Source organism: Burkholderia sp. Ac-20353 (assembly GCF_017104785.1).
Classification (GTDB): domain Bacteria; phylum Pseudomonadota; class Gammaproteobacteria; order Burkholderiales; family Burkholderiaceae; genus Burkholderia.
This window is the reverse complement of sequence record NZ_JAAGPL010000143.1, coordinates 1-22,440: the sequence shown is the minus strand read 5'-3', so window position 1 is coordinate 22,440 and position 22,440 is coordinate 1. Positions and strand designations below refer to the sequence as shown.

Sequence of the window (22,440 nt, the reverse complement as noted above, 5' to 3'; positions counted from 1 at the left end):
GCGCGGTTCGCCGCGCCGTTCGTCGCCTCGCGGCTTGCGCGGCGGCTGGCCTTGCTGCTGGCGCGGCGGCCGGTCTTGCTGCTGCGCCTGCTGCTGACCCTGCTGCTGACCCTGCGGCTGGCCCTGCTGCTGACGCGCGTCGGCCGCACCATCCGGGTGCCGGCCCGACGTCGCGTTGGCCCGCTGCGGCGCGGGACTTTTAGGTACATTCGACATGGGGGCGCATTATAATCCCGGCCATGAATTCCCAAACCGACCTCCCCACCGCCCAGTCCGGCGCCGCGAACCCCGCGACGCCCGACGACGCCGCGAGCCACGCCCAGTTCGTCGACTGGATGCGTTCGGTCGCGCCCTACATCCACAAGTTCCGCAACAGCACGTTCGTCGTCGGCTTCGGTGGCGAAGTCGTACAGCAGGGGCTCCTCAACGCACTGGTGTCCGACATCGCGCTGCTGCAGGCAATGGGCATCCAGATCGTGCTGGTGCACGGCTCGCGGCCGCAGGTCGAAGAGCAACTGAGCCTGCATGGTGTCGAATCCGAGTTTTCGCACGGGCTGCGCATCACCGATGCGCGCGCGCTCGAATCCGCGAAGGAAGCGGCGGGCGAAGTGCGCCTCGACATCGAGGCCGCGATCAGCCAGGGCCTGCCGAACTCGCCGATGGCGCACGCGCACATCAGCGTCGTGTCCGGCAACTTCGTGACCGCGCGGCCGGTCGGGATTCTCGATGGGGTCGATTTCGCGCACACGGGCATCGTGCGCAAGATCGACGCCGAGTCGATCCGCCATTCGCTCGCGAGCCGCAAGCTCGTGCTGCTGTCGCCGCTCGGCTTTTCGCCGACGGGCGAGGCATTCAACCTGTCGATGGAAGACGTCGCGTCGGCCGCCGCGATCGCATTGCGCGCCGACAAGATCATCTTCCTGACCGAAGGGCCCGGCATCGTCGACGAGGAAGGCGAGCTGGTCCGCGAAATGTCGCTCGACGCGGCCGCGGAACTGCTCGACTCTGGCAACGTGCAGGGCGACGACGCGTTCTTCCTGAAGCATTCGATCCGCGCGTGCCGCGGCGGCGTGACGCGTGCGCACCTGATCCCGCAAACGCTCGACGGCAGCATGCTGCTCGAGCTGTTCCTGCACGACGGTGTCGGCACGATGATCTCGTACGAGAACCTCGAGAGCCTGCGCGAGGCGACGCCGGACGACGTCGGCGGCATCCTGTCGCTGATCGAGCCGCTCGAGACGGACGGCACGCTGGTGCGCCGCGGCCGTCACCAGATCGAACGCGACATCGACCATTTCTCGGTGATCGAGCACGACAGCGTGCTGTTCGGCTGCGCGGCGCTGTATCCGTACCAGCAGGAAAAGATCGGCGAGATGGCGTGCCTCACCGTGTCGCCAGAGGCGCAAGGCTCCGGCGACGGCGAGCGGCTCCTCAAGCGCATCGAGCAGCGCGCACGCGCGCGCGGGCTCACGCACATCTTCGTGCTCACGACGCGCACCGAGCACTGGTTCCTCAAGCGCGGCTTCGTCAAGGCAAACGTCGACGACCTGCCGGAAGACCGCCGCAAACTCTACAACTGGCAGCGCAAGTCGCTCGTGCTGATGAAGCAGCTCTGAGCACCGCAGCCCTCCCCCAGAACGCTTACAGGAGAAGTACACGATGGCTCGAATGGTTCAATGCGCGAAGCTCGGCAAGGAAGCCGAAGGTCTTGATTTCCCGCCGCTGCCGGGCGAACTCGGCAAGCGCATCTACGAAAGCGTCTCGAAAGAGGCGTGGCAAGGCTGGCTCAAGCAGCAGACGATGCTGATCAACGAGAACCGCCTGAACATGGCCGACCCGCGCGCGCGCCAGTATCTGATGAAGCAGACGGAAAAATACTTCTTCGGCGAAGGCGCGGACCAGGCATCGGGCTACGTACCGCCGTCGCAAGGCTGACGCGGTTCTTGCAGGCCGGCTGCAGCCGGCTCGCGACAAAAAAAACGGCATCGTGCTGCGCACGATGCCGTTTTCATTTGTCCGCCCGCCGCTGCGAGCGGGCACTATTCCGCGCCGGGCTGCAGCACCGGCTGCGCGCGCCGGTACCAGACGCCATACACAACGGACAGCACCGCAAGAAACGGGATGCCGAAGATCAGCGTCATGTGGAATTCCGGTGTGAAATACGTCGTCACCATCACCGCGAGCATCAGGCCCGCGCCGAGCAGCGTCAGCAGCGGAAAGCCGCGCATCCGGAACACGGGCGGCGGCAGGCCGCGCGCGGTCCAGCGGCGCCGGAAGCTGTAATGGGTGACGAAGATCATCATCCACGTGAACAGCGCGCCGAACATCGACACCGCCATCATGATCGTGAACGACGCGTCCGGATACAGCACGCTCAGCACCGTCGCGAGCGCGATGCCGAGCGTCGACAGCATCAGCGCGCCGAGCGGCACGCCGCGCGCGTTCACTTCGCCGAGCGCCTTCGGCGCGTGGCCCGCGCGCGACAGGCTGAACATCATCCGCGTCGTGATGTAGAGCTGGCTGTTCATCGCGGACAGCGCGGCGACCAGCACGACGAAGTTGATCAGCCCCGCCGCGCCAGGCAGGTGGATCGCCTCCATCACTTTCACGAACGGGCTCTCGTCGCGCCCGGCCGCCGTCCACGGCACGATCGCGAGCATCAGCGCGAGCGTGACGAGATAGAACAGCACGAGCCGCACGATCGTCGAGCGGAACGCATGCGTGACGGCGCGCTCCGGATCCTGCGCTTCGCCGGCCGCGACCGCGATCATCTCGATGCTCAGGTAGCTGAAGATCGACACGATCACCGCCACCCACATCCCCCAGATGCCCTTCGGAAAGAAGCCGTCGTGATCGACGTAGTGATGGAAGCCCGCGCGCGTGGCGCCGCCGCCGACCAGTTCCGGATTGCCGAACACGACGTACGCGCCGAGCACGATGAACGCGACGATCGCCGCGATCTTCACGACCGAGAACACGTATTCGACGGAGCCGAACACGTCGACGCTGCGCGCGTTGACGAACACGAGCAACGAAGAGAAGCCGACGATCCACAGCCAGCCCGGCACGCCCGGGAACCAGTACTTCATGTACAGCGCGATCGCGGTCACTTCGGTGCCGACCGCGAGCACGATGCACGCCCAGTACGCGTAGCGCACGAGAAAACCCGCCCACGGGCTCAGGTAGTGCTCGGCATACGCGCCGAACGAACCGGACGTCGGGTGCGCGACCGTCATCTCGGCGAGACAGCCCATCAGCAGCAGCGAGATGAACGCGCCGATCGCGTAGCTGACGAGCACGCTCGGGCCGGCGAAGCCGATCGCGAAGCCGCTGCCGAGAAAGAGCCCGGTGCCGATCGCGCCGCCGATCGCGATCATCGCCATCTGCCGTGCGGAAAGCGTGCGGCGCAAGCCTTGCTCGCGCGCCACGATGTGCTGGAATTGCCCTTCTGAATTCATCGAGTGACCTCGTTCGAAATCGATTGTCGTCGCGAAACCGCAGCGGCGCGGCGCTGCGCCGCCCACCGCGTGCAGCGCGTTCAGAACATGTGGCGCAGGCCGAGTGCGACGCCTGTCTGGTTGCCGCGGCCCGGCATCTCGGTGAACGCGCCGCCCGATACCTTGTTGTAGTCGATCGTCGCGTAGACCTGGGTCGCCTTCGACACCGCATACTCGGCTTCCAGCACGCCCGTGTAGCGCTTGCCGCCGTTGCCGGCCACCCCGTTCACGTTCCTGATGTCATCGTAGTAGACCACACCCGTCAGCGACACGGCCGGCGTGAAGCGATAGTTCGCGCCCGCGTAGAAGATGCTGTCCTTGCGCGGATTGTCGACGAACGAACCGTAAGTCACCTGGCGGCCCGGCGCGTTCAGCAGCGCCGTGTCGAGCACGCCCGAGCGGTCGATGCCGCCGAGATAGCCCGCGTACAGCGTTGCCGCGCCAAACGCGTAGCGCGCGCCGGCGCCCCACGTCTGCTGTGCGCGGCTGTTCAGGTCGCGCACCTGCTGGTAGGTCGCGCCGACCATCAGCCCCCCTTGCGTGTATGCGGCGCGCACGCCCCAGTACGCGTTCGCGCCCATGCTGCCGGCGACGCCGCCGAAGCCGTAGCTCGCGCCGACGTTCAGTCCTCCGAACCTGCCGTCGTAGCTGACGACGTTGCTCGCGCGGCCCTGCGTGAGGAAGTACGGCCACATGTTCGCCGCGTAGTTGCCAACCGTCAGCGGATCGAGATCGCCGAACAGGTTGAACGCCTCGGTCGCCTGGCGGCCGAGCCTGAGTGTCCCCCAGTCGCTCGCGACGCCGACATACGCGTAGCGGCCGAACAGCGCACCGTCGAGCTGGCCGTTCTGCGGTTCGAAGCCGCTTTCGAGCTGGAAGATCGCCTTCAGTCCGCCGCCGAGCGCCTCGCTGCCCTTCAAGCCCCAGCGGCTGTTCGTGATCGCGCCGTTGGTCATCTGCACGCTTGCACGGTCGGACGCATCCGCGTGCGTCGTGTAGCGGATGCTCTGGTCGACGATTCCGTAAAGCGTGACGCTGCTCTGCGCGATTGCGCCGCCCGATGCGAGCAGCCCGGCCATCATTGGCAGTGCAAATCGATGGTGTCTTGCCATCTTCTCCTCCAGTCCTTGTTGTGGTGATGTTTGTCGGGTATTGCGGTTGCAGTGTCCGGCTATGCGCGCGGCGGCGGCAGCGCGACGTAGGCGACGAGCTCGACGCGCATCGCCGGATGCGCGAAGCCCTGCACGCCGACACACGTGCGGTTCGGGTACGGCTCGCGGAAATGACGCCGGTACTCGGCATCGAATTCGGGCATGTCCTTCACGTCGGACAGGTAGACGAGCACCTGCGCGACGTCGTCCATCGTCGCGCCCGCCGCCGCTGCCGCCTTCGCGAGATTCGACAGCGTCACGCGCGCCTGGTCGGTCATCGTGTCGCCGACGATCGCGCCGGCCGCATCGACCGGGCCGTGGCCCGTGAACATCAGGCCGGCCGCGCGGGTCGCCCACGAAAACGGCTGGCCGAGCTTCGGCAGGTCGACTGGAATCAGTTCTGGCATCGTGAACTCCGTTTCTGGTTTCAAGCGGGTATCAAGCTGGTGTCAGGCGATCCGGTCAGGCCGCATCGCGCATCGTGCCGAGCACGTCGGCGATCGCATTCGCGACGTGGTCGACGTTCGCGTCGTTCAGGCCCGCGATGCACATGCGGCCCGAGCGCAGCAGATACACGCCGTGCGCTTCGCGCAGCCGGTCGACGTCCGCCGCGCCGATGCCCGTGTAGCTGAACATCCCGCGCTGCGTGACGAGCGCGTCGAACGAACGGCCCGGCAGCCGCGCATCGAGCCGCGCGTTCAGCGCACCGCGCATCCGCTTGATGCGTGCGCGCACGCCGGCGACCTCGTCCTCCCAGCGCGCGCGCAGCGCGTCATCGTTCAGCACCGTCGCGACGAGCTGCGCGCCGAACAGTGGCGGGCTCGAATAGGTACGACGCACGCCGGCCTGCATCTGGCTCAGCACGGTGGCCGCCTCGCCGGCGCTCGCGCACACGATCGACAGGCCGCCGACGCGCTCGCCATACAGCGAGAAATTCTTCGAGAACGAATTGCCGACGATCACCGGCAGCCCGGCGTCGGTCATCGCGCGCACGGCCCACGCGTCGTCGGCGAGGCCGTCGCCGAAGCCCTGGTAAGCCATGTCGAGGAACGGGATCAGCCTGCGCCGCGCGAGCACGTCGATCACCGCGCGCCACGCATCGCGGTCCGGATCGAGGCCCGTCGGGTTGTGACAGCACGGCTGCAGCAGCACGACGCTGCGTGGCGGCAGCGCATCGAGCGTCGCGAGCATCGCGTCGATGCAAAGGCCGTTGGTCTGCGCGTCGTAGTACGGATACGTGTGCACGTCGAGACCGGCCGCCGAGAAGATCACGCGATGGTTGTCCCAGGTCGGGTCGCTGATCCAGATCGCGCTGTCCGGGAAATAGCGCTTGACGAACTCCGCGCCGAGCCGGATCGCGCCGGAGCCGCCGAGCGTCTGCAGCGTCGCGATGCGCCCCTCCGCCAGCGCCGCGCAGTCGGCGCCGAACACGAGGCGCTGCACGCCTTGCCGGTACGCGGCGAGTCCTTCCATCGGCAGATAGGTATGCGGCGCGCCGGCGGCGCGCAGGTGCTCGGCCGCGATCCGCGTGCTGTCGAGCACCGGGATCCTGCCCGCCTCGTCGTAATTGAGGCCGATGCTGAGATTGACCTTGTGTGGATGCGCGTCCTGCTGGAACGCCTGGAACAGCGACAGGATCGGGTCGCCCGGATAGGCGGGAATGTGATCGAACATGACGGGATGACGGTTGAGGTTGGAAGGCGTCGCCGCACGGATCGCCGCGTGCGGCCAGGCCGGCCAGCGACGCGGCTGCGTCCGCCGGCAAGGTCGACGTATGGACCGCATGTTATCGAGGACGAAATAGAATGAGCTTCACTTTTCGCTGACGATCTCCGAGAATTGCAGTAGAGTCTGCGATACCCATCTCACAATTCGACGGAATCTGCGAAATGCATCTCGACCGAACGGATATGCGGATCCTGCGGCACCTCGAGCGGGACGGACGGATCAGCAACCAGGACCTCGCGAACGCCGTCGCGCTGTCGCCGTCCGCGTGCCTGCGGCGCGTGAAACTGCTCGAGGAGCGCGGCGCGATTTCCGGCTACCGCTGCGCGATCGAGCCGAAGGCTGTCGGCGTCGCGTTCGAGGCGCTCGTGCACGTGTCGATGCGACCGGACGTGCCCGAGTGGCACGACCGCTTCGTCGAAGCGATCCGGCAGTGGCCGGAAGTGGTGTCCGCGCAGATCGTCACGGGCGGATCGAACTACATGCTGACGGTGCGCGCGCGCGACCTCGACCACTACTCCGACTTCGTGATCAACACGCTGCACCGCGCGGCCGGCGTGATGTCGATCAATTCGAGCATCGTGCTCGCGACGCTCAAGCGCGACGGCTCGATCCTCGACCTGATCGAGCCGTCGACCGGCGGCTGACGGACTTGTGCGAACCGCAGTAAAAAATTTTGCAGAAAGTGCTTTACTAACCCGAAAAGCTCTGACATAATTTCATCTTCTTTGGGCGGTTAGCTCAGCGGTAGAGCACTGCCTTCACACGGCAGGGGTCACTGGTTCGATCCCAGTACCGCCCACCAAAGAATTCAAGGCCCTGCGTCTCACGACGCAGGGCCTTTTCGTTTTTCCGGCGCGGATGCGTGCGCCAGTTTCGCGGCCCGCTTTCAACGCCGCTCCACCCATCCATCGCGCATCACCACCCCACCACCCGCTCCGCAGTCGCATCGAACGCGCGCTTCGCCTTTTCGACGATCTCGTCGACCTCGGCCTCGCCGATCACGAGCGGCGGCGACAGCAGCATCCGGTCGCCAGTCGCGCGCATGATCAGGTTGCCGTTGAAGCAGAAGTCGCGGCAGATCGAGCCGACCTCCGCGCCATTGTCGAATCGCATGCGCCGCGCCGGGTCGCGCGCGAGCTGCACACCTGCGACGAGCCCCGTGCCGGCGATCTCGCCGACGAGCGGATGTCCGCCTAGTGCATCGCGCAACCGACGCTGAAAATAAGGCCCGATGTCGCGCTTCACGCGCGCGACGATCCCGTCGTCGCGCAGCAGCTTCAGGTTCGCGACCGCGACCGCCGCCGCGACGGGGTGGCCCGAATAGGTCATCCCGTGATTGAACTCCCCGTGCCCGATCAGCGCCTGCGCGATGCGGTCGTGCAGCGCGACGGCCCCCATCGGCACGTAGCCGCTCGTCAGCCCCTTCGCGAGCGTCATCAGGTCCGGCTCGAAGCCGAAGTACTGGTGTGCGAACCATTCGCCGGTGCGGCCGAACGCGCCGATCACTTCGTCCGCGACGAGCAGGATGTCGTACTGGCGGCAGATCCGCTCGATTTCCGGCCAGTACGTCGACGGCGGGAAGATCACGCCGCCCGCCCCCTGGAACGGCTCGCCGATGAACGCGGCGACGTTCTCCGCGCCGAGCTCGAGAATCTTCGCCTCGAGCTGCTGCGCGCGTGCGCGGCCGAACGCCTCCGGCGTTTCGCCGGCCTGCGCTTCGCCGAAGAAATACGGCTGGTCGATATGCACGACATGCTCGACCTTCGACGACATCTGCTCGTGCATGTAGTCCATCCCGCCCAGCGTCGCGCCCGCGATCGTCGAGCCGTGATAGCCGTTCCTGCGCGAAATCACGTATTTCTTTTGCGGCTGGCCGAGCACGCGCCAGTACTGGTGCACGACGCGCAGCACGGTGTCGTTGCCCTCCGAGCCGCTGTTGCAATAGAAGAAGTGGTTGAAGGAGTCCGGTGACACGTCGGCGAGCAGCGCCGAGAGTTCGATCACCGGCGGATGCGTCGTCTTGAAAAACGTGTTGTAGAACGACAGCTCGCGCATCTGGCGCGCGGCGGCGTCGATCAGCTCCGCGCGGCCGTAGCCGACGTTCACGCACCACAGGCCGGCCATCCCGTCGATGATCCTGTTGCCGTCCGAATCCCACAGGTAGACGCCGTCCGCCTTCACGATCACGCGGCTGCCCGCGCGATTGAGCGCGCCCATGTCGGAGAACGGATGGATGTGATGCGCGGCATCGAGCGCACGATATTGCGCGGTCGTGCGCGGCGTTGTGCCGGGGTGTGCGAAGTGGTCGGTCATGCTGTCCTCCAGAATGCCTGTATCCCTGTATGACGCGTACAGCATCGCGTGTCACACGTGCAGCAGCAGATGCCTGCGCTCCCACGAACTGATCACGCGGAAGAATGCTTCGTACTCCGTTTCCTTCAACGCGAGATACGCCTTCACGAACTTGTCGCCGAGAATCCCGGCGAGCGGCGTGCACGCGGCCATCAGCGAGATCCCCTCCTCGAGATTGCGCGGCAACTGGTACGGCAGGTCGTAGCCGTCGGACGCGAGCGGCTCGGTCGGCTCCAGCCGCTGCGTGATGCCGAGATAGCCGGCCGCGAGCGTCGCCGCGAACACGAGATACGGATTGCAGTCGACACCCGGAATGCGGTTCTCGATGCGCCGCGCGACGGGGCTCGACTGCGGGATCCGGAAGCCGACCGTACGGTTGTCATAGCCCCACTGCACGTTGATCGGCGCGGCCATGAAGCGCGACAGCCGGCGGTACGAGTTGATGTACGGCGCGAAGATCGGCATCAGCGCCGGCGTGTATTTCTGCAGCCCGGCGAGATAGCTGCGGAACAGCGGCGTGGCGTCGCCGTTCGCGTCGGAGAACAGGTTCATGCCCGTCTGCGGATCCGCGAGGCTCTGGTGAATGTGCATCGCGGAGCCTGGCTCGTTTTCCATCGGCTTCGCCATGAAGGTCGCGTACATGTTGTGGCGTAGCGCGGCTTCACGCACCGTGCGCTTGAACAGGAACACCTGGTCCGCAAGCGACAGCGCATCGCCGTGCACGAAGTTGATCTCCATCTGCGCGGCGCCGACTTCGTGGATCAGCGTCTCGATGTCGAGCCCCTGCATCTCGCAGTACTCGTAGATGTCCTCGAACAGCGGATCGAACTCGTTGACGGCCTCGATCGAATACGACTGGCGCCCCGTCTCCGCGCGCCCGGTGCGGCCGACGGGCGGACGCAGCGGCAGGTCGGGATCGGCGTTCATGTCGACCAGGTAGAACTCGAGCTCGGGCGCGACGACCGGCCGCCAGCCTTTGTCGCGATACAGCTCGAGCACGTGCCGCAGCACGTGGCGCGGCGAGATCTCGACGGGCGAGCCGTCGAAGTGCACGCAGTCGTGGATCACCTGCGCAGTCGGATCGACGGCCCACGGGACCAGGCAGATCGTCGACGGATCCGGCACGCACACCATGTCGGGATCGGTGACGCCGGTCAGCGCGCCGTCTTCCGGATAGTCGCCGGTGACGGTCTGCACCATCACGGCCTGCGGCAGGCGCATCGATTCGCCGGATTCGAACTTGTTGCGCGGAATGATCTTGCCGCGCGCGATGCCGGCCATGTCCGGAATGATCGCCTCGACCTCGGTGATGCGATGCTGTCTCAGGAATTCGCCCAGTTCGGGTTGCATGATCGGCCTCTTTCAGTCGACGTCGGATGGGTCCGGCAGCGCCGTCGCGCCATGCCGGACCGCGTGGAAACGATGCGTCATGCGCGCGCGGCACGCCGCGCCGAATGCCGCGAAAATGTCGCGCGACAGCGGCTGCTCGGCGAACCGCCACTCGGGATGCCATTGCACGCCGAGCGCGAACGCACGCGCACCGCGAACGCTCACGGCCTCGATCAGCCCGTCGGGCGCCGTCGCCTCGACCGCAAGGCCCGCGCCGAGCCGCGCGATGCCCTGGTCGTGCAGCGAATTCACCGTCGCTTCGTGCGCGCCGCGCGCGATCCGCTGCAGCACGCCGTCGGTCGCGAAATGCACGACGTGCGCGGGACCGTACTGCGACTCGAGCGGATCGGACGACCGCTCGCGATGGTCGGCGAAGCCCGTGGTCGCATGCAGCCGCTGATGCAGCGTGCCGCCATAGACGACGTTCATCTCCTGCATCCCGCGGCAGATCGCGAGCACGGGCACGCCGGCGTCGATCGCCGCGCGCATCAGCGGCAGCGCGGTCGCGTCGCGCGCCGGATCGTGCAGCGTGCCGGGCGCGCTCGCGGGGCCGCCATAACGGTGCGGCTCGACATTCGAATAGCTGCCCGTGAACAGCAGCCCGTCGATCGCGGCGACGAGCGCATCGACCGGCTGGCGCACGCCGAGCGCGGGCAGCACGAGTGCGAGCACGCCGGCGCCGTCGACGAGCGCGGCCAGGTATTTTTCTCCCGCAACATGACTCGGATGTGCACCGCGCATCGTGCGGTCGGCGGTCACGGCAACGACAGGACGCGCACGCATCATCGTCCCTCCTCCGGCGCCGGATCAGCCATGTATCGCGCGGCGGGACGGCACACGCGTGTCACCACGCCGCATGCACGACGCTGCGGAGCACGGTACGACCGGGAACGGACGATGCAAAGGACGCTAGGGCAACAACGACGCGCTGCCGTCGCACTGAACCGCGCTGAACGCGCGCGTGAAAACGAGATTGAAGCGGCGCAGGCCGCGGCGGGACATGACGATGACGCGAGACGTGCTTGAGCGGGCGGATCGCGCACCGCGATCGGCATACCGGACAGCACCGGTGCGATGCGGCGCGCCCGCCGACGGACTTCGCGTCCGGCGTATCGAGGGGCTTGCGGCTTTCACGATCGAACTCGACTGACTGTTTGACGTCGGCACGTGTCGAGTGAAACGAATGCGGCCGATGCCGCGCAACGACACGTCGGCAAACCGTCACGCCGTGAGCCCGGGCGCATGGCGCGGCAGTACGCGAACGTGTTCGCCGCCGGCTCGTGTGTGACGACTACCTGACATTCAGCTTATATCACCTAAAAATTGCGTCAAATTTCAGGCGCCAGTATCGGTATTAACCCTGTACAAAACAAAAGCGGCATCGATCTGATGAATCGATGCCGCTTTTCGTGAGGTGACTCAAATCACGGCGCCGTTGCGCGCGGGCGAAGCCCGTTGTCCGCCGCGGCGCCGCCTGCCGCACTCCGGTGTTCAGCGATGCGCGAGCGCGGTTTCGACGAGCGTCTGCAGCAGCTGCGATACGCGTGCGGCGCGCGATTCGTCATACGCGTAAGGACGCGTCTCTTCCATGTAGGTGATCTGCGCGAGTTCGAGCTGCACGGCCTGCACGCCCGTGTCGGGCACGCCGTAATGACGCGTGATGTAGCCGCCCTTGAAGCGGCCGTTCGCGACCGCCGTAAAGCTGCCATGCTCGATCACGCGCGCGGCCAGCGCTTCCGCGAGCCCCGGCGTTGCGCTCGCACCGTTCGCAGTGCCGAAGTTGAAGTCCGGCAGCCGTCCTTCGAAGAAGCGCGGCACGTGCGAGCGGATCGAGTGCGCCTCCCATACGAGCGCGCGGCCATGCTCGCGCTTCAGGCGCGCGACCTCACCCTGCAGCGCGTCGTGGTACGGCAGCCAGTAGCGGTCGCGGCGGCGCAGGATCTCGTCGTTGTCGGGCAGCGCGCCGGCCGGATAGAGCGGTGCCTTGTCGAACGTATCGACCGGTACGAGCCCGGTCGTGTCCTGCCCCGGATACAGGTTCTCGTTGTCGGGCGGCCGGTTCAGGTCGACGACATAGCGCGCGTGCGACGGCACGATCACCGATGCGCCGAGCGCGACGGCGAAGCCGTACAGGCGCTCGAGGTGCCAGTCGCAGTCGTCGACGAAGCGCGCGTCGGGCGTCATCGTCGCCGCGATGTCGTCCGGAATGAACGTGCCCGCGTGGGGAATCGAAATCAGCAGCGGCAACGTGCCCTGCTTCAGCGTGAATACAGCCGGTTGGTCGGTCATGTCGGTTCACCGTGTCGTTCGAACGGCGCGCACCGTGGCGCGCGCCGGATGCCGCGCGTCAGCGCAGCAGTTGCGCCAGCGCGGCGCGGTAATCGGCATATGCGGCGGCTTCGTCGCGATGGCGGCGTTCGCGCACGACGCAGTCGCCGCCCGTGTAGACGTCGCGCACCGGCGTGTCGCCGTGCTCGGCGAACACCGCGCCGGACAGCCACGCGGCGCTGTCGTGCTCGGCAATCGCCGGATGATCGGGGTCGAGCACGAGCCAGTCGGCGCGGCAGCCCGCGCGCAGCGCGCCGATACGCCGACCGCTCGCCTGCGCACCGCCTGCGAGCGACGCATCGAACAGGCGGTCCGCGACGTACGCTTGCGTGTCGCTCGCGAGCACGTTGCGCGCGCGATGCACGAGCCGCTGCCCGTATTCGAGCAGGCGCAGCTCGGCACGCCAGTCGACCGACGCATGGCTGTCGGAACCGACGCCGATCACGCCGCCGTGCGCCAGATAGTCGACGGCCGGGAATACGCCGTCGCCAAGGTTCGCCTCGGTCGTCAGGCACAGGCCCGCTACCGCGCGGCGCTTCGCGAGCGCCTCGGTCTCGGTCGCGTCGACATGCGTCGCGTGCACGAGGCACCAGCGCGCATCGACGTCGAAACGGTCGAGCAGCCATTGCACGGGCCGCGCGCCGTACGTGCGCACGCAGTCGTCGACCTCGGCCGTCTGTTCGGCGATATGGATGTGCACGGGCGCATCGGCGGGCAGCCCGTCGAGCAGCACGCGCAACCCGCCCTCGGACACCGCGCGCAGCGAGTGCGGCGCGACGCCGTAGCGCAGCGTGCCGTCTTCCGGCGCTGCGCCACGCATCGCGTCGAGCAGTTCGAGCAGGCCCTCGGGCGTGTTGATGAAGCGGCGCTGATCGTCGCGCGGCGGCTTGTTGCCGAAGCCCGCGAACTGGTAAGACACGGGCAGCATCGTGATGCCGATGCCGGCCGCGCGCGCCGCGTCGATCACGCGTGTGCCGAGCTCGGCGAGCTGCGGATAGCGCGAGCCGTCCTGCGCGTGATGCACGTAGTGGAATTCGCACACCGACGTGTAGCCGCACTTCAGCATCTCGACGTACAGCCAGCGCGCGACCGCCGCGAGCGCGTCGGGCGTGATCTTCAGCGCGAAGCGGTACATCAGGTCGCGCCAGCTCCAGAAGCTGTCGGACGGGTTCGCACGGTATTCGGTGAGCCCCGCCATCGCGCGCTGGAACGCATGCGAGTGCAGGTTCGGCATCCCCGGCAAAACGGGGCCCGCCGCGCGCGCGACGCCGGCCGGCGCATCGGTGTCAGGCGTCACCTCGTTCAGCGTGCCGGCCGCGTCCCAGCGGAGCAGCACGTTGCGGCGCCAGCCGTCAGGCAGGTACGCATGGTCTGCGAACAACATTGAATCGGTCATCGTGAGTCCTGTGTCGGTCAGAGTTAGCGCTTCAGCGCTTACTCTGACCCCATGCAAAGCTATCCGTTCGTACGACGAAACACGGTCGTCCCGCCGCGCACGACCTGCTCGCACAGCGGGCGGCCGATCCAGTAAGCGAGTTCCGCGAGCGAGCCGACCGACCACACCGCGAAATCGGCCTGGCGGCCGGCTTCGAGCGCGCCGTGACGATCCGCGCGGCCGAGTGCCGCCGCTGCATGGCGCGTCACGCCCTGCAGCACTTCGGGCACCGTCATGCGGAACAGCGTGCAGCCGAGGTTCATCGTCAGCAGCAGCGATTCGAGCGGCGACGTGCCCGGATTGTGGTCCGTTGCGAGCGCGATCGGCACGCCGTGCTTGCGCAGCAGCTCGAGCGGCGGCAACTGCGTCTCGCGAATGAAGTAGTACGCGCCGGGCAGCAGCACGGCCACCGTGCCGGCCGCCTTCATCGCCTCGATGCCGGCTTCGTCGAGAAATTCGAGGTGGTCGGCGGACAGCGCGCGGTAGCGCGTGGCGAGCGCGGTACCGCCCGCGTTCGACAACTGCTCCGCGTGCAGCTTGACGGGCAGCCCGCGGCGCGAGGCCGCTTCGAATACGCGTTCCGTCTGCGCGAGCGAGAAGCCGATGCGCTCGCAGAACACGTCGACTGCATCGACGAGCCCTTCGTCGGCCAGCGTCGGCAGCATCCGGTTGCAGACTTCGTCGATGTACGCGTCCGCGCGGCCCGCGTATTCCGGCGGCAACGCGTGCGCGCCGAGGAAGGTCGTATAGACCGTCACCGGGAAGCGTTCGCCGAGCTGGCGCGCGACGCGCAGCATCTTGCGCTCGCTCGCGAGGTCGAGCCCGTAGCCCGACTTGATCTCGATCGCGGTCACGCCCTCGGCGAGCAGCGGCTTCAGGCGCGCGGCGGCCTGCACGAACAGCGTCGCCTCGTCGGCGTCGCGCGTCGCGCGCACTGTCGACACGATCCCGCCGCCCTGCCGCGCGATCTCCTCGTAGCTGACGCCCGCGAGGCGCTGCGCGAATTCGTCCGCGCGCGTGCCGCCGTACACGAGGTGCGTATGGCAGTCGACGAGCCCCGGCGTGACCCATGCGCCGTGCAGGTCCTCGCGCGTCCAGTGCGCATAACCGTTCGGCAGCGCGGAGAACGCGCCGAGCCAGACGATCGTGCCGGTTTCGTCGACAGCGATCGCCGCGTCGTCGATCGTCTCGTCGGGATGGCCGTGCGGACACAGCCTCAGGTGATGCCAGACAGTCGGTTTCATGCGTTCAGTTCGTATCGGCAGCCGCAGGTGACACGACGAGCGACACGGCGAGCAGCGCGCCGTCGCCGCTCACCGCGACGTCAAACGCACGCTGCGGCCCGTCGAGCCGCAGCGTGTCCAGTTCTTCAAGCGTATGAGTTGCGCCGTCGAGCACGACTTGCACCGTACCCGCCGCGCAGAACAGCAGCACGGTGTCCGCACGCTCGACGCGATGCGTGCCGACGCGCCACGCGGCGACCGATCCGCGCGTCGTCGCACGGCGCGTCATCAGGTTGAAGTCGCGCGTCGCGCCGTCGTGCAGCGTCGCGTCGATCGCCGTCTCACCCGCGAAATCCGCGCGCGCGAGCGGCGCATCGAGCACATGCTGCGCGCCGCCTTGTTCGGCAAGCGTCATGCCGGCGCCCGACAACAGCACCAGCGTGCGGTCGATGCCGGGAAAGCGCGAGAACGGCCCCGCCGCGCCGACGTCCGCGACGCTCACGCGCCACGCGAACGCGTCGAGCGCCGCGCCCGGCGGATGTGCGACGATCTCGCGCGTCACGCCACCGCCGTTTTTCCACGGCGACGCGACGAGCGACGACGCGCGAATCAGCGTCGTGCCCGTCGCGCCTGCCGGCGCCTGATCGAGCGCCGTCATCGCTCAGCGGCCGAGCATCGGCAGCTTCAGGCCGGCTTCGCGGGCCGTCTGCTGCGCGAGTTCGTAGCCGGCGTCCGCATGGCGCATCACGCCCGTCGCCGGGTCGTTCAGCAGCACGCGGCCGAGACGCTCGTGTGCTTCAGCCGTGCCGTCGGCGACGATCACGACGCCCGAGTGCTGCGAGAAGCCCATCCCGACACCGCCGCCGTGGTGCAGCGACACCCACGATGCGCCGCCTGCGGTATTCAGCAGCGCGTTCAGCAGCGGCCAGTCGCTGACGGCGTCCGAACCGTCCTTCATCGATTCCGTCTCGCGGTTCGGGCTCGCGACCGAACCCGTGTCGAGGTGGTCGCGGCCGATCACGATCGGTGCCTTCAGTTCGCCGTTCTTCACCATCTCGTTGAACGCCTGGCCGAGGCGATAGCGATCCTTCACGCCGACCCAGCAGATCCGCGCCGGCAGGCCCTGGAACGCGATGCGTTCGCGCGCCATGTCGAGCCAGTTGTGCAGGTGCGGATCGTCGGGGATCAGCTCCTTCACCTTCTGGTCGGTCTTGTAGATGTCCTCCGGATCGCCGGACAGCGCGACCCAGCGGAACGGACCCTTGCCTTCGCAGAACAGCGGGCGGATATACGCCGGCACGAAGCCCGGGAAGTCGAACGCGTTCTCGACGCCCATTTCCAGCGCCATCTGGCGGATGTTGTTGCCGTAGTCGAGCGTCGCAGCACCACGCTCCTGCAGCGCCAGCATCGCGCGCACCTGGACGGCCATCGACTGCTTCGCGACCTTCACGATGCTTTGCGGATCGACCTTCTGCGCCTCGCGCCATTGCGCGACGGTCCAGCCTTGCGGCAGGTAGCCGTTGATCGGGTCGTGCGCGCTCGTCTGGTCGGTCACGCAGTCCGGCGTGATGCCTCGCGTGACGAGTTCCGCGAACACGTCGGCCGCGTTGCCGAGCAGGCCGATCGACACGGGCTTGCCGGTACGCTTCGCTTCCTCGATCATGCCGAGCGCTTCGTCGAGCGTCGTCGCCTTCTTGTCGACGTAGCGCGTCTTCAGGCGGAAGTCGATGCGCGTCTCGTCGCATTCGACCGCGATCATCGAGAAGCCGGCCATCGTCGCTGCCAGCGGCTGCGCGCCGCCCATGCCGCCGAGGCCGCCCGTCAGGATCCAGCGGCCCGACGGGTCGCCGTTGAAGTGCTGGTTCGCGACCGAGAAGAAGGTTTCATAGGTACCCTGAACGATGCCCTGGCTGCCGATGTAGATCCAGCTGCCGGCCGTCATCTGGCCGTACATCATCAGGCCCTTGCGGTCGAGCTCGTGGAAGTGGTCCCAGGTCGCCCAGTGCGGCACGAGGTTCGAGTTCGCGAGCAGCACGCGCGGCGCATCCTTGTGCGTGCGGAACACACCGACCGGCTTGCCCGATTGCACGAGCAGCGTCTCGTCTTCGTTCAGGTCCTTCAGCGACGCGAGGATCTGGTCGTAGCATTCCCAGTTGCGCGCCGCGCGGCCGATGCCGCCGTACACGACGAGCGCGTGCGGGTGCTCGGCGACTTCCGGATCCAGGTTGTTCTGGATCATCCGGTATGCCGCTTCGGCGAGCCAGGTCTTGCAGACCTTCTCGCTGCCACGCGGCGCACGGATCGTGCGCGTCGGATCGAGACGGGGATCGATGTGTTTCGGATGGTTCATGACGACTGCTCCCGAAGGAAATGGATAATCAATAGGATTCAGAAATGCCCGGTGAAGCGATAACGGCTGCCGGGATGCCACAAATTCGCCACCGAGGCGACGACGCCCTGCGACCAGGTGCGCCGATGTAAAACCAGACACGGTTCGACGTCGTCCATCCGAAGCTGCTCGCGCATCGGCTGCGCGGGTGCGGCCGCTTCGATCCGGTACTCGACGCGCTGCAGCGGTGCCGCGCGCATCAGGTACTGGTTCGGCGTCGTATTCGTGAAATCCTGCTCGGCGTAATCCGGCGCGACGGCCGGATTCACCCAACGTTCTTCGAGCTGCACCGGCTCGTCGTTCTCGAAATGCAGCACCTGCGAATGGAACAGCTTCGCGCGCACCGTGACCTGCATCTCGTCCGCGAGCGCCTCGTCGGCCTTCACCATCGCGAGGCCGAGCACGCGGGCGTGATACGCATGACCGCGCGCCGCGACTTCCTCGGAGATACTGCGGATCGCCACCAGGGTCGACTCGTACTTCGGCCGCGCGACGAACGTGCCGGCACCCTGCACGCGCGTGATCACCTGCTCGGCCGTCAACTCGCGCAGCGCGCGGTTGACGGTCATGCGCGCGACCTTGAACTCGCGGGCCAGCTCGTTCTCGGACGGCACCTGGTCGCCTTCCGCCCAATCGCCGGCGTGAATGCGAGCCAGGATGAAGTCCTTGATCTCCTGGTAGACCGGTGCGCTCATCGCGTTACTGTTCCGACGCGAACGAGAACGGGCTGTGCTTCGCGAACGCGCGCTCGTCGACCAGCTTCGCGATCACCGCGATGTCCGGTGCGAAGTAGTGGTCGAGCTCGTAGTGCGCGACCTTGCCGCGAATCGTTTCCATCACTTCCGCGAGCTTCGGGCTCGTGTGGTGCGGCGCGCGCAGGTCGACGCCCTGTGCGGCGGCGAGCAGCTCGATCGCGAGGATGTGCTTCGTGTTGTCGGCGATGTCGGCGAGCTTGCGCGCGGCGAACGTCGCCATCGACACGTGGTCTTCCTGGTTTGCCGACGTCGGCAGCGAATCGACCGATGCCGGATGTGCGAGCGTCTTGTTTTCCGACGCGAGCGCGGCAGCCGTCACGTGGGCGATCATGAAGCCCGAGTTCACGCCACCATCCTTCACGAGGAACGGCGGCAGGCCCGACAGCGTCGCATCGATCAGCAGTGCGATGCGGCGTTCGGCCAGTGCGCCGATTTCCGATGCGGCGAGCGCGAGGTTGTCCGCCGCGAACGCGACCGGCTCAGCGTGGAAGTTGCCGCCCGACAGCACTTCGCCGGTGTCCGGGAAAATCAGCGGGTTGTCAGACACGGCGTTCGCTTCGACGAGCAGCACGTTGGCCGCATGGCGCATCTGGTCGAGACACGCGCCCATCACCTGCGGCTGGCAGCGCAGGCTGTACGGGTCCTGCACCTTGCTGCAGTCGCGGTGCGACAGGTTGATCGCCGAACCTTCCAGCAGCGCGCGGTAGGACTCCGCCGCGTCCATCTGGCCCTGGTGGCCGCGCAGTTCATGAATGCGCGCGTCGAACGGCTTCACCGAGCCGGCCGCCGCGTCGACCGACAGCGCGCCCGCGACCAGCGCGGTGCGGTACAGGTCTTCGATCGCGAACATGTTGTCGAGCGCCAGTGCGGTCGATGCCTGCGTGCCGTTCAGCAGCGCGAGGCCTTCCTTCGCCTGCAGCGTCAGCGGCGCGAGGCCCGCGACGCGCAGGCCGTCGACCGCGCTCGCGCGCTCGCCGCGGATGAACACTTCGCCGACGCCGAGCAGCACGGCCGACATGTGTGCGAGCGGCGCGAGGTCGCCCGATGCGCCGACCGAGCCCTTCACCGGGATCAGCGGCAGCACGTCGGCGTTGAACAGCTTGATCAGCGCGTCCATCACTTCGCGGCGGATGCCCGAGTGGCCGCGGCCGAGGCTCGACAGCTTCAGCGCGATCAACAGACGCACCGACGAGCGCGCCATCGGCTCGCCTACACCGACCGCGTGCGACAGCACGAGGTTCTTTTGCAGCAGCTCGAGCTGGTCGTGCGGAATGTGCGTGCTGGCGAGGCGGCCGAAGCCCGTGTTGATGCCGTAGGCCGGCTCGCCCTTCGCGGCGATGTCGGCGACGGCCTTCGCGCCTGCGTCGATCTTCGCGAAGCTTGCCGGGTCGAGCGCGAGCTGCACGGGTTGGCGTGCGATCTGGCGCAGTTGCGGGAGGGTCAGGTGGCCGGGGGTCAACGTAATCATGTGAGCAATCCTGTCTAGACAAGTTCGGGATGGATTGCAGTGTAGTGACCCGAACTTGTATAGACAAGTGGTTTTTCACCGATTTCGACTCGGGAGTTTCCCTGATGCCCGGAATCGCCCGACTGGTCGGCTGACCGGCATATCGAATGTCGTATTTATTTAATTATTTGCAACATACGAATCACCCCACCCGCTCCGGGGACGCCGCCATGATCCGTGCGCCACGCTCAGGTTGCGTTCTCGACCACGTTCTTCGTCGCGACGACGCGCCTGCTCACGTGCACGAGACGACGCGCCGCTCGAGTGAGTGGCAGTCAGCCGCGCGTCCACGCGATGCACGCCGCGTAGCCGGGCGCCGCGTCGAGCCACGCGGCGTCGAACGCGGCCACGCCGGCCGCGGGCGCGGCTGGTGCTACAACCTGCATCGACGGCGTCGCCGCGTCGCGCGGCGGCACGACCGCGAACGCGCGAAGCCCGCCGACGATGCCCGTGCCGAGCGCCTTCAGCAACGCTTCCTTCGCGGCCCACACGCGCATGAACGCGGCGGCACGCGCGGGGTCCGGCAGGCTGTCCAGATATGCGGCTTCGGCCGGCGTGCAGACCTCGCGGGCCAGTGCGCGCCAGTCGATCGCGCGGCCGCTGCGCTCGATGTCGACACCGACGCGGCAGGCCGCGGACCACGCGATCAGCGCATGATCGCCCGCGTGCGACACGTTGAAATCGAGCGACGCGCGATGCGCGGGATCGAGCGCCGGGCGGCCGGACTCGCCGACGACGAGCGCCACCGCATGCGGCGCAACGCCGAGCTGCGGGCCGAGCACGTCGCGCAGCGCGGCGCGCGTCGCGGCGCTGCGCACCGTGTCCTCCCATCGGAGAAATCGGCCGGCGCGTTCGCGCTCGGCATCGCACAGCGCCGCGTAGGCAGGCGACGCGAGCGGCTCGCGCCAGTCGAAATCGATACGCACGACCTGCACGCCCGCGCGCCGCGCGGCCGGCGGCACGTCGAGCGCATGCGCGCGATACCCGTGATACGCGCGCTGCGCACCGGCGGAGGAATCGGGAACGGACGGGGTGGACATCGACACGTGGCCTGCGGGGCGAAACGTCCGATGTTAATCGATCAGCCGTTCACCGCCGCACTCGCGTACCCATGCCGCGAGCGCGCCGCCGGATGGAGCGCATGGACAGCACCCGGCGCATCGGCCGGCAGCACGCCGTGCTGCAGCCAGTGCAGCGCGACAGGCCACAGCGTGTCGGTGAAGCGGCTGTGGAAGAACGCGAAGTGCCCGATCGCGGCAACGCCGATATCGCGCGGCGCGATCCGCAGATGCGTGACGTCGCTGCCCGTGTAATAGCCGACCAGCCGCTCGATCGCGGCGACGGTGCCGAACGCGTCGTCCTCGAGGCCGATCGCGAGCATCGGCGCGGTCATCGCCGCGAAGCGCGCGGGCAGCCCGGCGCGGGTCTCGACGCTCTCCGCATGCGGGCCGCGCGTGTAGCCGTCCTCGAAATGCGGCTGCGAACGCGCCCATGACAGCGCGACGCCGCGCGGCGTGTCCTCCATCCAGCCGAGCCGCTTCGCGGGCACATAGCCGCAGACCGCCGCGAGCGCCGGCATCGCGACGTGCCACTTCCACCACATGCGCCGCCGCTCGACCGGCAGGTAATCGCGCCAGTACGCGTACTGCGCGCCGACCGTCAGCACGTGCCGCACGTACACGTTCGACGGCGCGAGCCCGAGCGCGAAGCCGCCGATGCTGTGCGCGACGACGTCGAGCGGCTGGCCGGGAAAATGGTCGCGCGCGTACTTCAGCGCAGCCTCGCAGTCGAGCCGCCCCCAGTCGAGCCAGTTCGCATGCAGGCCCGCGAGCCGCGCGGGGCGCGATCCGCCGATGCCGCGATAGTCGTAGACCAGCACGTCGTGCCCGTGCGCGTACAGCCACGCGGCAAAGCGGAAGTAATAGTCGCAGCGCACCGACGTCGCACAGTTCACGACCGTGACCGGCCGCCCGGCCGCGGCCGCGCGATGTCGCCATACGTGGCCGCGCAGCGCATAGCCGTCCGCCGCGTGCAGCGTCACCGGCTCCGGCGGCAGCGGGCCTGCGGTACGCTCGTCGCGCCGTTCGCGGGCCGTCTGGTTCGAATTCTTCATCTTGTCTCCAGGCTCGAGCCGGTTGCCCGGCTCATCTCGGCTGCGTCGCGCCATCTGCGCGCGCGGCCCCGTCCGCCTCCATTGAACTTGACGCGCCGCGCGAACTCAACCAATCTTGCGGCTCCGTTCGCATGAGTCCAACGCATGTCAACGCCTCTTGTCCGTCTTCCGTCGCTGGATCTCGTGCGCGGCTTCGTCGCCGTCGGCCGCCGCATGAGCATCACGCTCGCCGCGCAGGATCTGTGCGTCACCCAATCCGCGGTCAGCCGCCAGGTGCATGCGCTCGAGGCGCACCTCGGCGTCGCGCTGCTGGAGCGCGGCTACCGGAAGATCGCGTTCACGCCCGAAGGCGAGCGCCTGTTCCGCGTCGCCGACGCCGCGCTGCGCAGCCTGCAGGACACGGTCGGCACGCTCGCCGCCGCGCGCGAGCGCCAGCCTGTCACGATCACCGCGAGCATCGGCGTCACCGCGCTGTGGCTGCTGCCGCGCCTCGGCCGGCTGCAGGCGCGCCTGCCTGAGATCGACCTGCGCGTCGCCGCGAACGACAAGGTACTCGATTTGCGCGCCGAAGGA

The 22,440-nt window shown here is 67.7% G+C and carries 21 protein-coding genes and 1 tRNA gene; 6 read left to right on the top strand and 16 right to left on the bottom strand.

Annotated features, from left to right (window positions below; genetic code table 11):
- The 3 genes from G3N94_RS29385 to G3N94_RS29375 all read left to right on the top strand — a co-directional run.
- Positions 1 to 231: hypothetical protein (locus G3N94_RS29385; protein WP_205796342.1), on the top strand; the 231-nt coding region annotated here is incomplete at its 5' end.
- 8 nt (positions 232 to 239) lie between these two features.
- The gene (argA, locus tag G3N94_RS29380; RefSeq protein WP_205796341.1) at positions 240 to 1,616 is read left to right on the top strand and encodes an amino-acid N-acetyltransferase; all 1,377 of its coding nucleotides are present in this window, start codon (positions 240 to 242) and stop codon (positions 1,614 to 1,616) included.
- A gap of 43 nt (positions 1,617 to 1,659) precedes the next feature.
- Positions 1,660 to 1,935 carry an oxidative damage protection protein gene (locus tag G3N94_RS29375; RefSeq protein ID WP_124598750.1) on the top strand — a complete coding sequence of 92 codons (276 nt, stop codon included), beginning with the start codon at positions 1,660 to 1,662 and terminating at the stop codon, positions 1,933 to 1,935.
- 104 nt (positions 1,936 to 2,039) lie between these two features.
- On the opposite strand, the gene G3N94_RS29370 is transcribed toward G3N94_RS29375, so the two are convergent.
- From G3N94_RS29370 to G3N94_RS29355, 4 genes are all read right to left on the bottom strand, one after another.
- Positions 2,040 to 3,458: an amino acid permease gene (locus tag G3N94_RS29370; protein ID WP_205796339.1), complete on the bottom strand. Its 1,419-nt coding sequence runs from the start codon at positions 3,456 to 3,458 to the stop codon at positions 2,040 to 2,042.
- Positions 3,459 to 3,538: 80 nt separating this feature from the next.
- Positions 3,539 to 4,609 carry a porin gene (locus G3N94_RS29365; RefSeq protein ID WP_205796337.1) on the bottom strand — a complete coding sequence of 357 codons (1,071 nt, stop codon included), beginning with the start codon at positions 4,607 to 4,609 and terminating at the stop codon, positions 3,539 to 3,541.
- Between the two features lie 59 nt (positions 4,610 to 4,668).
- Positions 4,669 to 5,055 carry a RidA family protein gene (locus G3N94_RS29360; protein ID WP_205796335.1) on the bottom strand — a complete coding sequence of 129 codons (387 nt, stop codon included), beginning with the start codon at positions 5,053 to 5,055 and terminating at the stop codon, positions 4,669 to 4,671.
- A 55-nt stretch (positions 5,056 to 5,110) separates the two neighbouring features.
- On the bottom strand, positions 5,111 to 6,322 hold the full coding sequence (locus G3N94_RS29355; RefSeq protein ID WP_205796333.1) for an amino acid aminotransferase: 1,212 nt from the start codon (positions 6,320 to 6,322) through the stop codon (positions 5,111 to 5,113).
- A 215-nt stretch (positions 6,323 to 6,537) separates the two neighbouring features.
- Here G3N94_RS29355 and G3N94_RS29350 point away from each other — a divergent pair, with 215 nt between their 5' ends.
- Positions 6,538 to 7,020, top strand: a complete 483-nt coding sequence (locus G3N94_RS29350) for an Lrp/AsnC family transcriptional regulator (RefSeq protein WP_205796331.1) — start codon at positions 6,538 to 6,540, stop codon at positions 7,018 to 7,020.
- Between the two features lie 83 nt (positions 7,021 to 7,103).
- A tRNA-Val gene (locus G3N94_RS29345) sits at positions 7,104 to 7,178 on the top strand.
- Between the two features lie 113 nt (positions 7,179 to 7,291).
- Here the strand turns inward: G3N94_RS29345 and G3N94_RS29340 are convergent.
- From G3N94_RS29340 to G3N94_RS29285, 12 genes are all read right to left on the bottom strand, one after another.
- Positions 7,292 to 8,689: an aspartate aminotransferase family protein gene (locus G3N94_RS29340; protein ID WP_205796329.1), complete on the bottom strand. Its 1,398-nt coding sequence runs from the start codon at positions 8,687 to 8,689 to the stop codon at positions 7,292 to 7,294.
- Positions 8,690 to 8,740: 51 nt separating this feature from the next.
- A complete protein-coding gene (locus G3N94_RS29335) occupies positions 8,741 to 10,078 on the bottom strand; it encodes a glutamine synthetase family protein (protein ID WP_205796327.1) in 1,338 nt (445 codons plus the stop codon).
- A gap of 12 nt (positions 10,079 to 10,090) precedes the next feature.
- Positions 10,091 to 10,900, bottom strand: a complete 810-nt coding sequence (locus tag G3N94_RS29330) for a gamma-glutamyl-gamma-aminobutyrate hydrolase family protein (protein ID WP_205796344.1) — start codon at positions 10,898 to 10,900, stop codon at positions 10,091 to 10,093.
- 708 nt (positions 10,901 to 11,608) lie between these two features.
- The gene (hutG, locus tag G3N94_RS29325) at positions 11,609 to 12,406 is read right to left on the bottom strand and encodes an N-formylglutamate deformylase (protein WP_205796325.1); all 798 of its coding nucleotides are present in this window, start codon (positions 12,404 to 12,406) and stop codon (positions 11,609 to 11,611) included.
- Between the two features lie 58 nt (positions 12,407 to 12,464).
- Positions 12,465 to 13,841: a formimidoylglutamate deiminase gene (locus G3N94_RS29320; protein WP_205796323.1), complete on the bottom strand. Its 1,377-nt coding sequence runs from the start codon at positions 13,839 to 13,841 to the stop codon at positions 12,465 to 12,467.
- Between the two features lie 59 nt (positions 13,842 to 13,900).
- Complete coding sequence (gene hutI, locus G3N94_RS29315; RefSeq protein WP_205796321.1) at positions 13,901 to 15,124, bottom strand: imidazolonepropionase; 1,224 nt, start codon at positions 15,122 to 15,124, stop codon at positions 13,901 to 13,903.
- Positions 15,125 to 15,128: 4 nt separating this feature from the next.
- The gene (locus G3N94_RS29310) at positions 15,129 to 15,761 is read right to left on the bottom strand and encodes a HutD family protein (protein WP_205796319.1); all 633 of its coding nucleotides are present in this window, start codon (positions 15,759 to 15,761) and stop codon (positions 15,129 to 15,131) included.
- A gap of 3 nt (positions 15,762 to 15,764) precedes the next feature.
- Positions 15,765 to 17,453, bottom strand: coding sequence for a urocanate hydratase (gene hutU, locus G3N94_RS29305; protein WP_205796317.1), 1,689 nt, complete (start codon positions 17,451 to 17,453; stop codon positions 15,765 to 15,767).
- A gap of 38 nt (positions 17,454 to 17,491) precedes the next feature.
- Positions 17,492 to 18,187, bottom strand: coding sequence for a histidine utilization repressor (gene hutC, locus G3N94_RS29300; protein WP_205796315.1), 696 nt, complete (start codon positions 18,185 to 18,187; stop codon positions 17,492 to 17,494).
- 4 nt (positions 18,188 to 18,191) lie between these two features.
- Positions 18,192 to 19,715, bottom strand: a complete 1,524-nt coding sequence (gene hutH, locus G3N94_RS29295) for a histidine ammonia-lyase (RefSeq protein WP_205796313.1) — start codon at positions 19,713 to 19,715, stop codon at positions 18,192 to 18,194.
- A gap of 314 nt (positions 19,716 to 20,029) precedes the next feature.
- Positions 20,030 to 20,794, bottom strand: a complete 765-nt coding sequence (locus G3N94_RS29290) for a 4'-phosphopantetheinyl transferase superfamily protein (protein ID WP_205796311.1) — start codon at positions 20,792 to 20,794, stop codon at positions 20,030 to 20,032.
- A gap of 41 nt (positions 20,795 to 20,835) precedes the next feature.
- Positions 20,836 to 21,867 (bottom strand): alpha/beta fold hydrolase, encoded by a 1,032-nt coding sequence (locus G3N94_RS29285; protein ID WP_205796309.1) that lies wholly within the window; start codon positions 21,865 to 21,867, stop codon positions 20,836 to 20,838.
- A gap of 144 nt (positions 21,868 to 22,011) precedes the next feature.
- On the opposite strand from G3N94_RS29285, the gene G3N94_RS29280 reads away from it, so the two are divergent.
- Positions 22,012 to 22,440 (top strand): LysR family transcriptional regulator (locus G3N94_RS29280; RefSeq protein WP_205796307.1); only part of this gene is annotated, 429 nt, incomplete at its 3' end.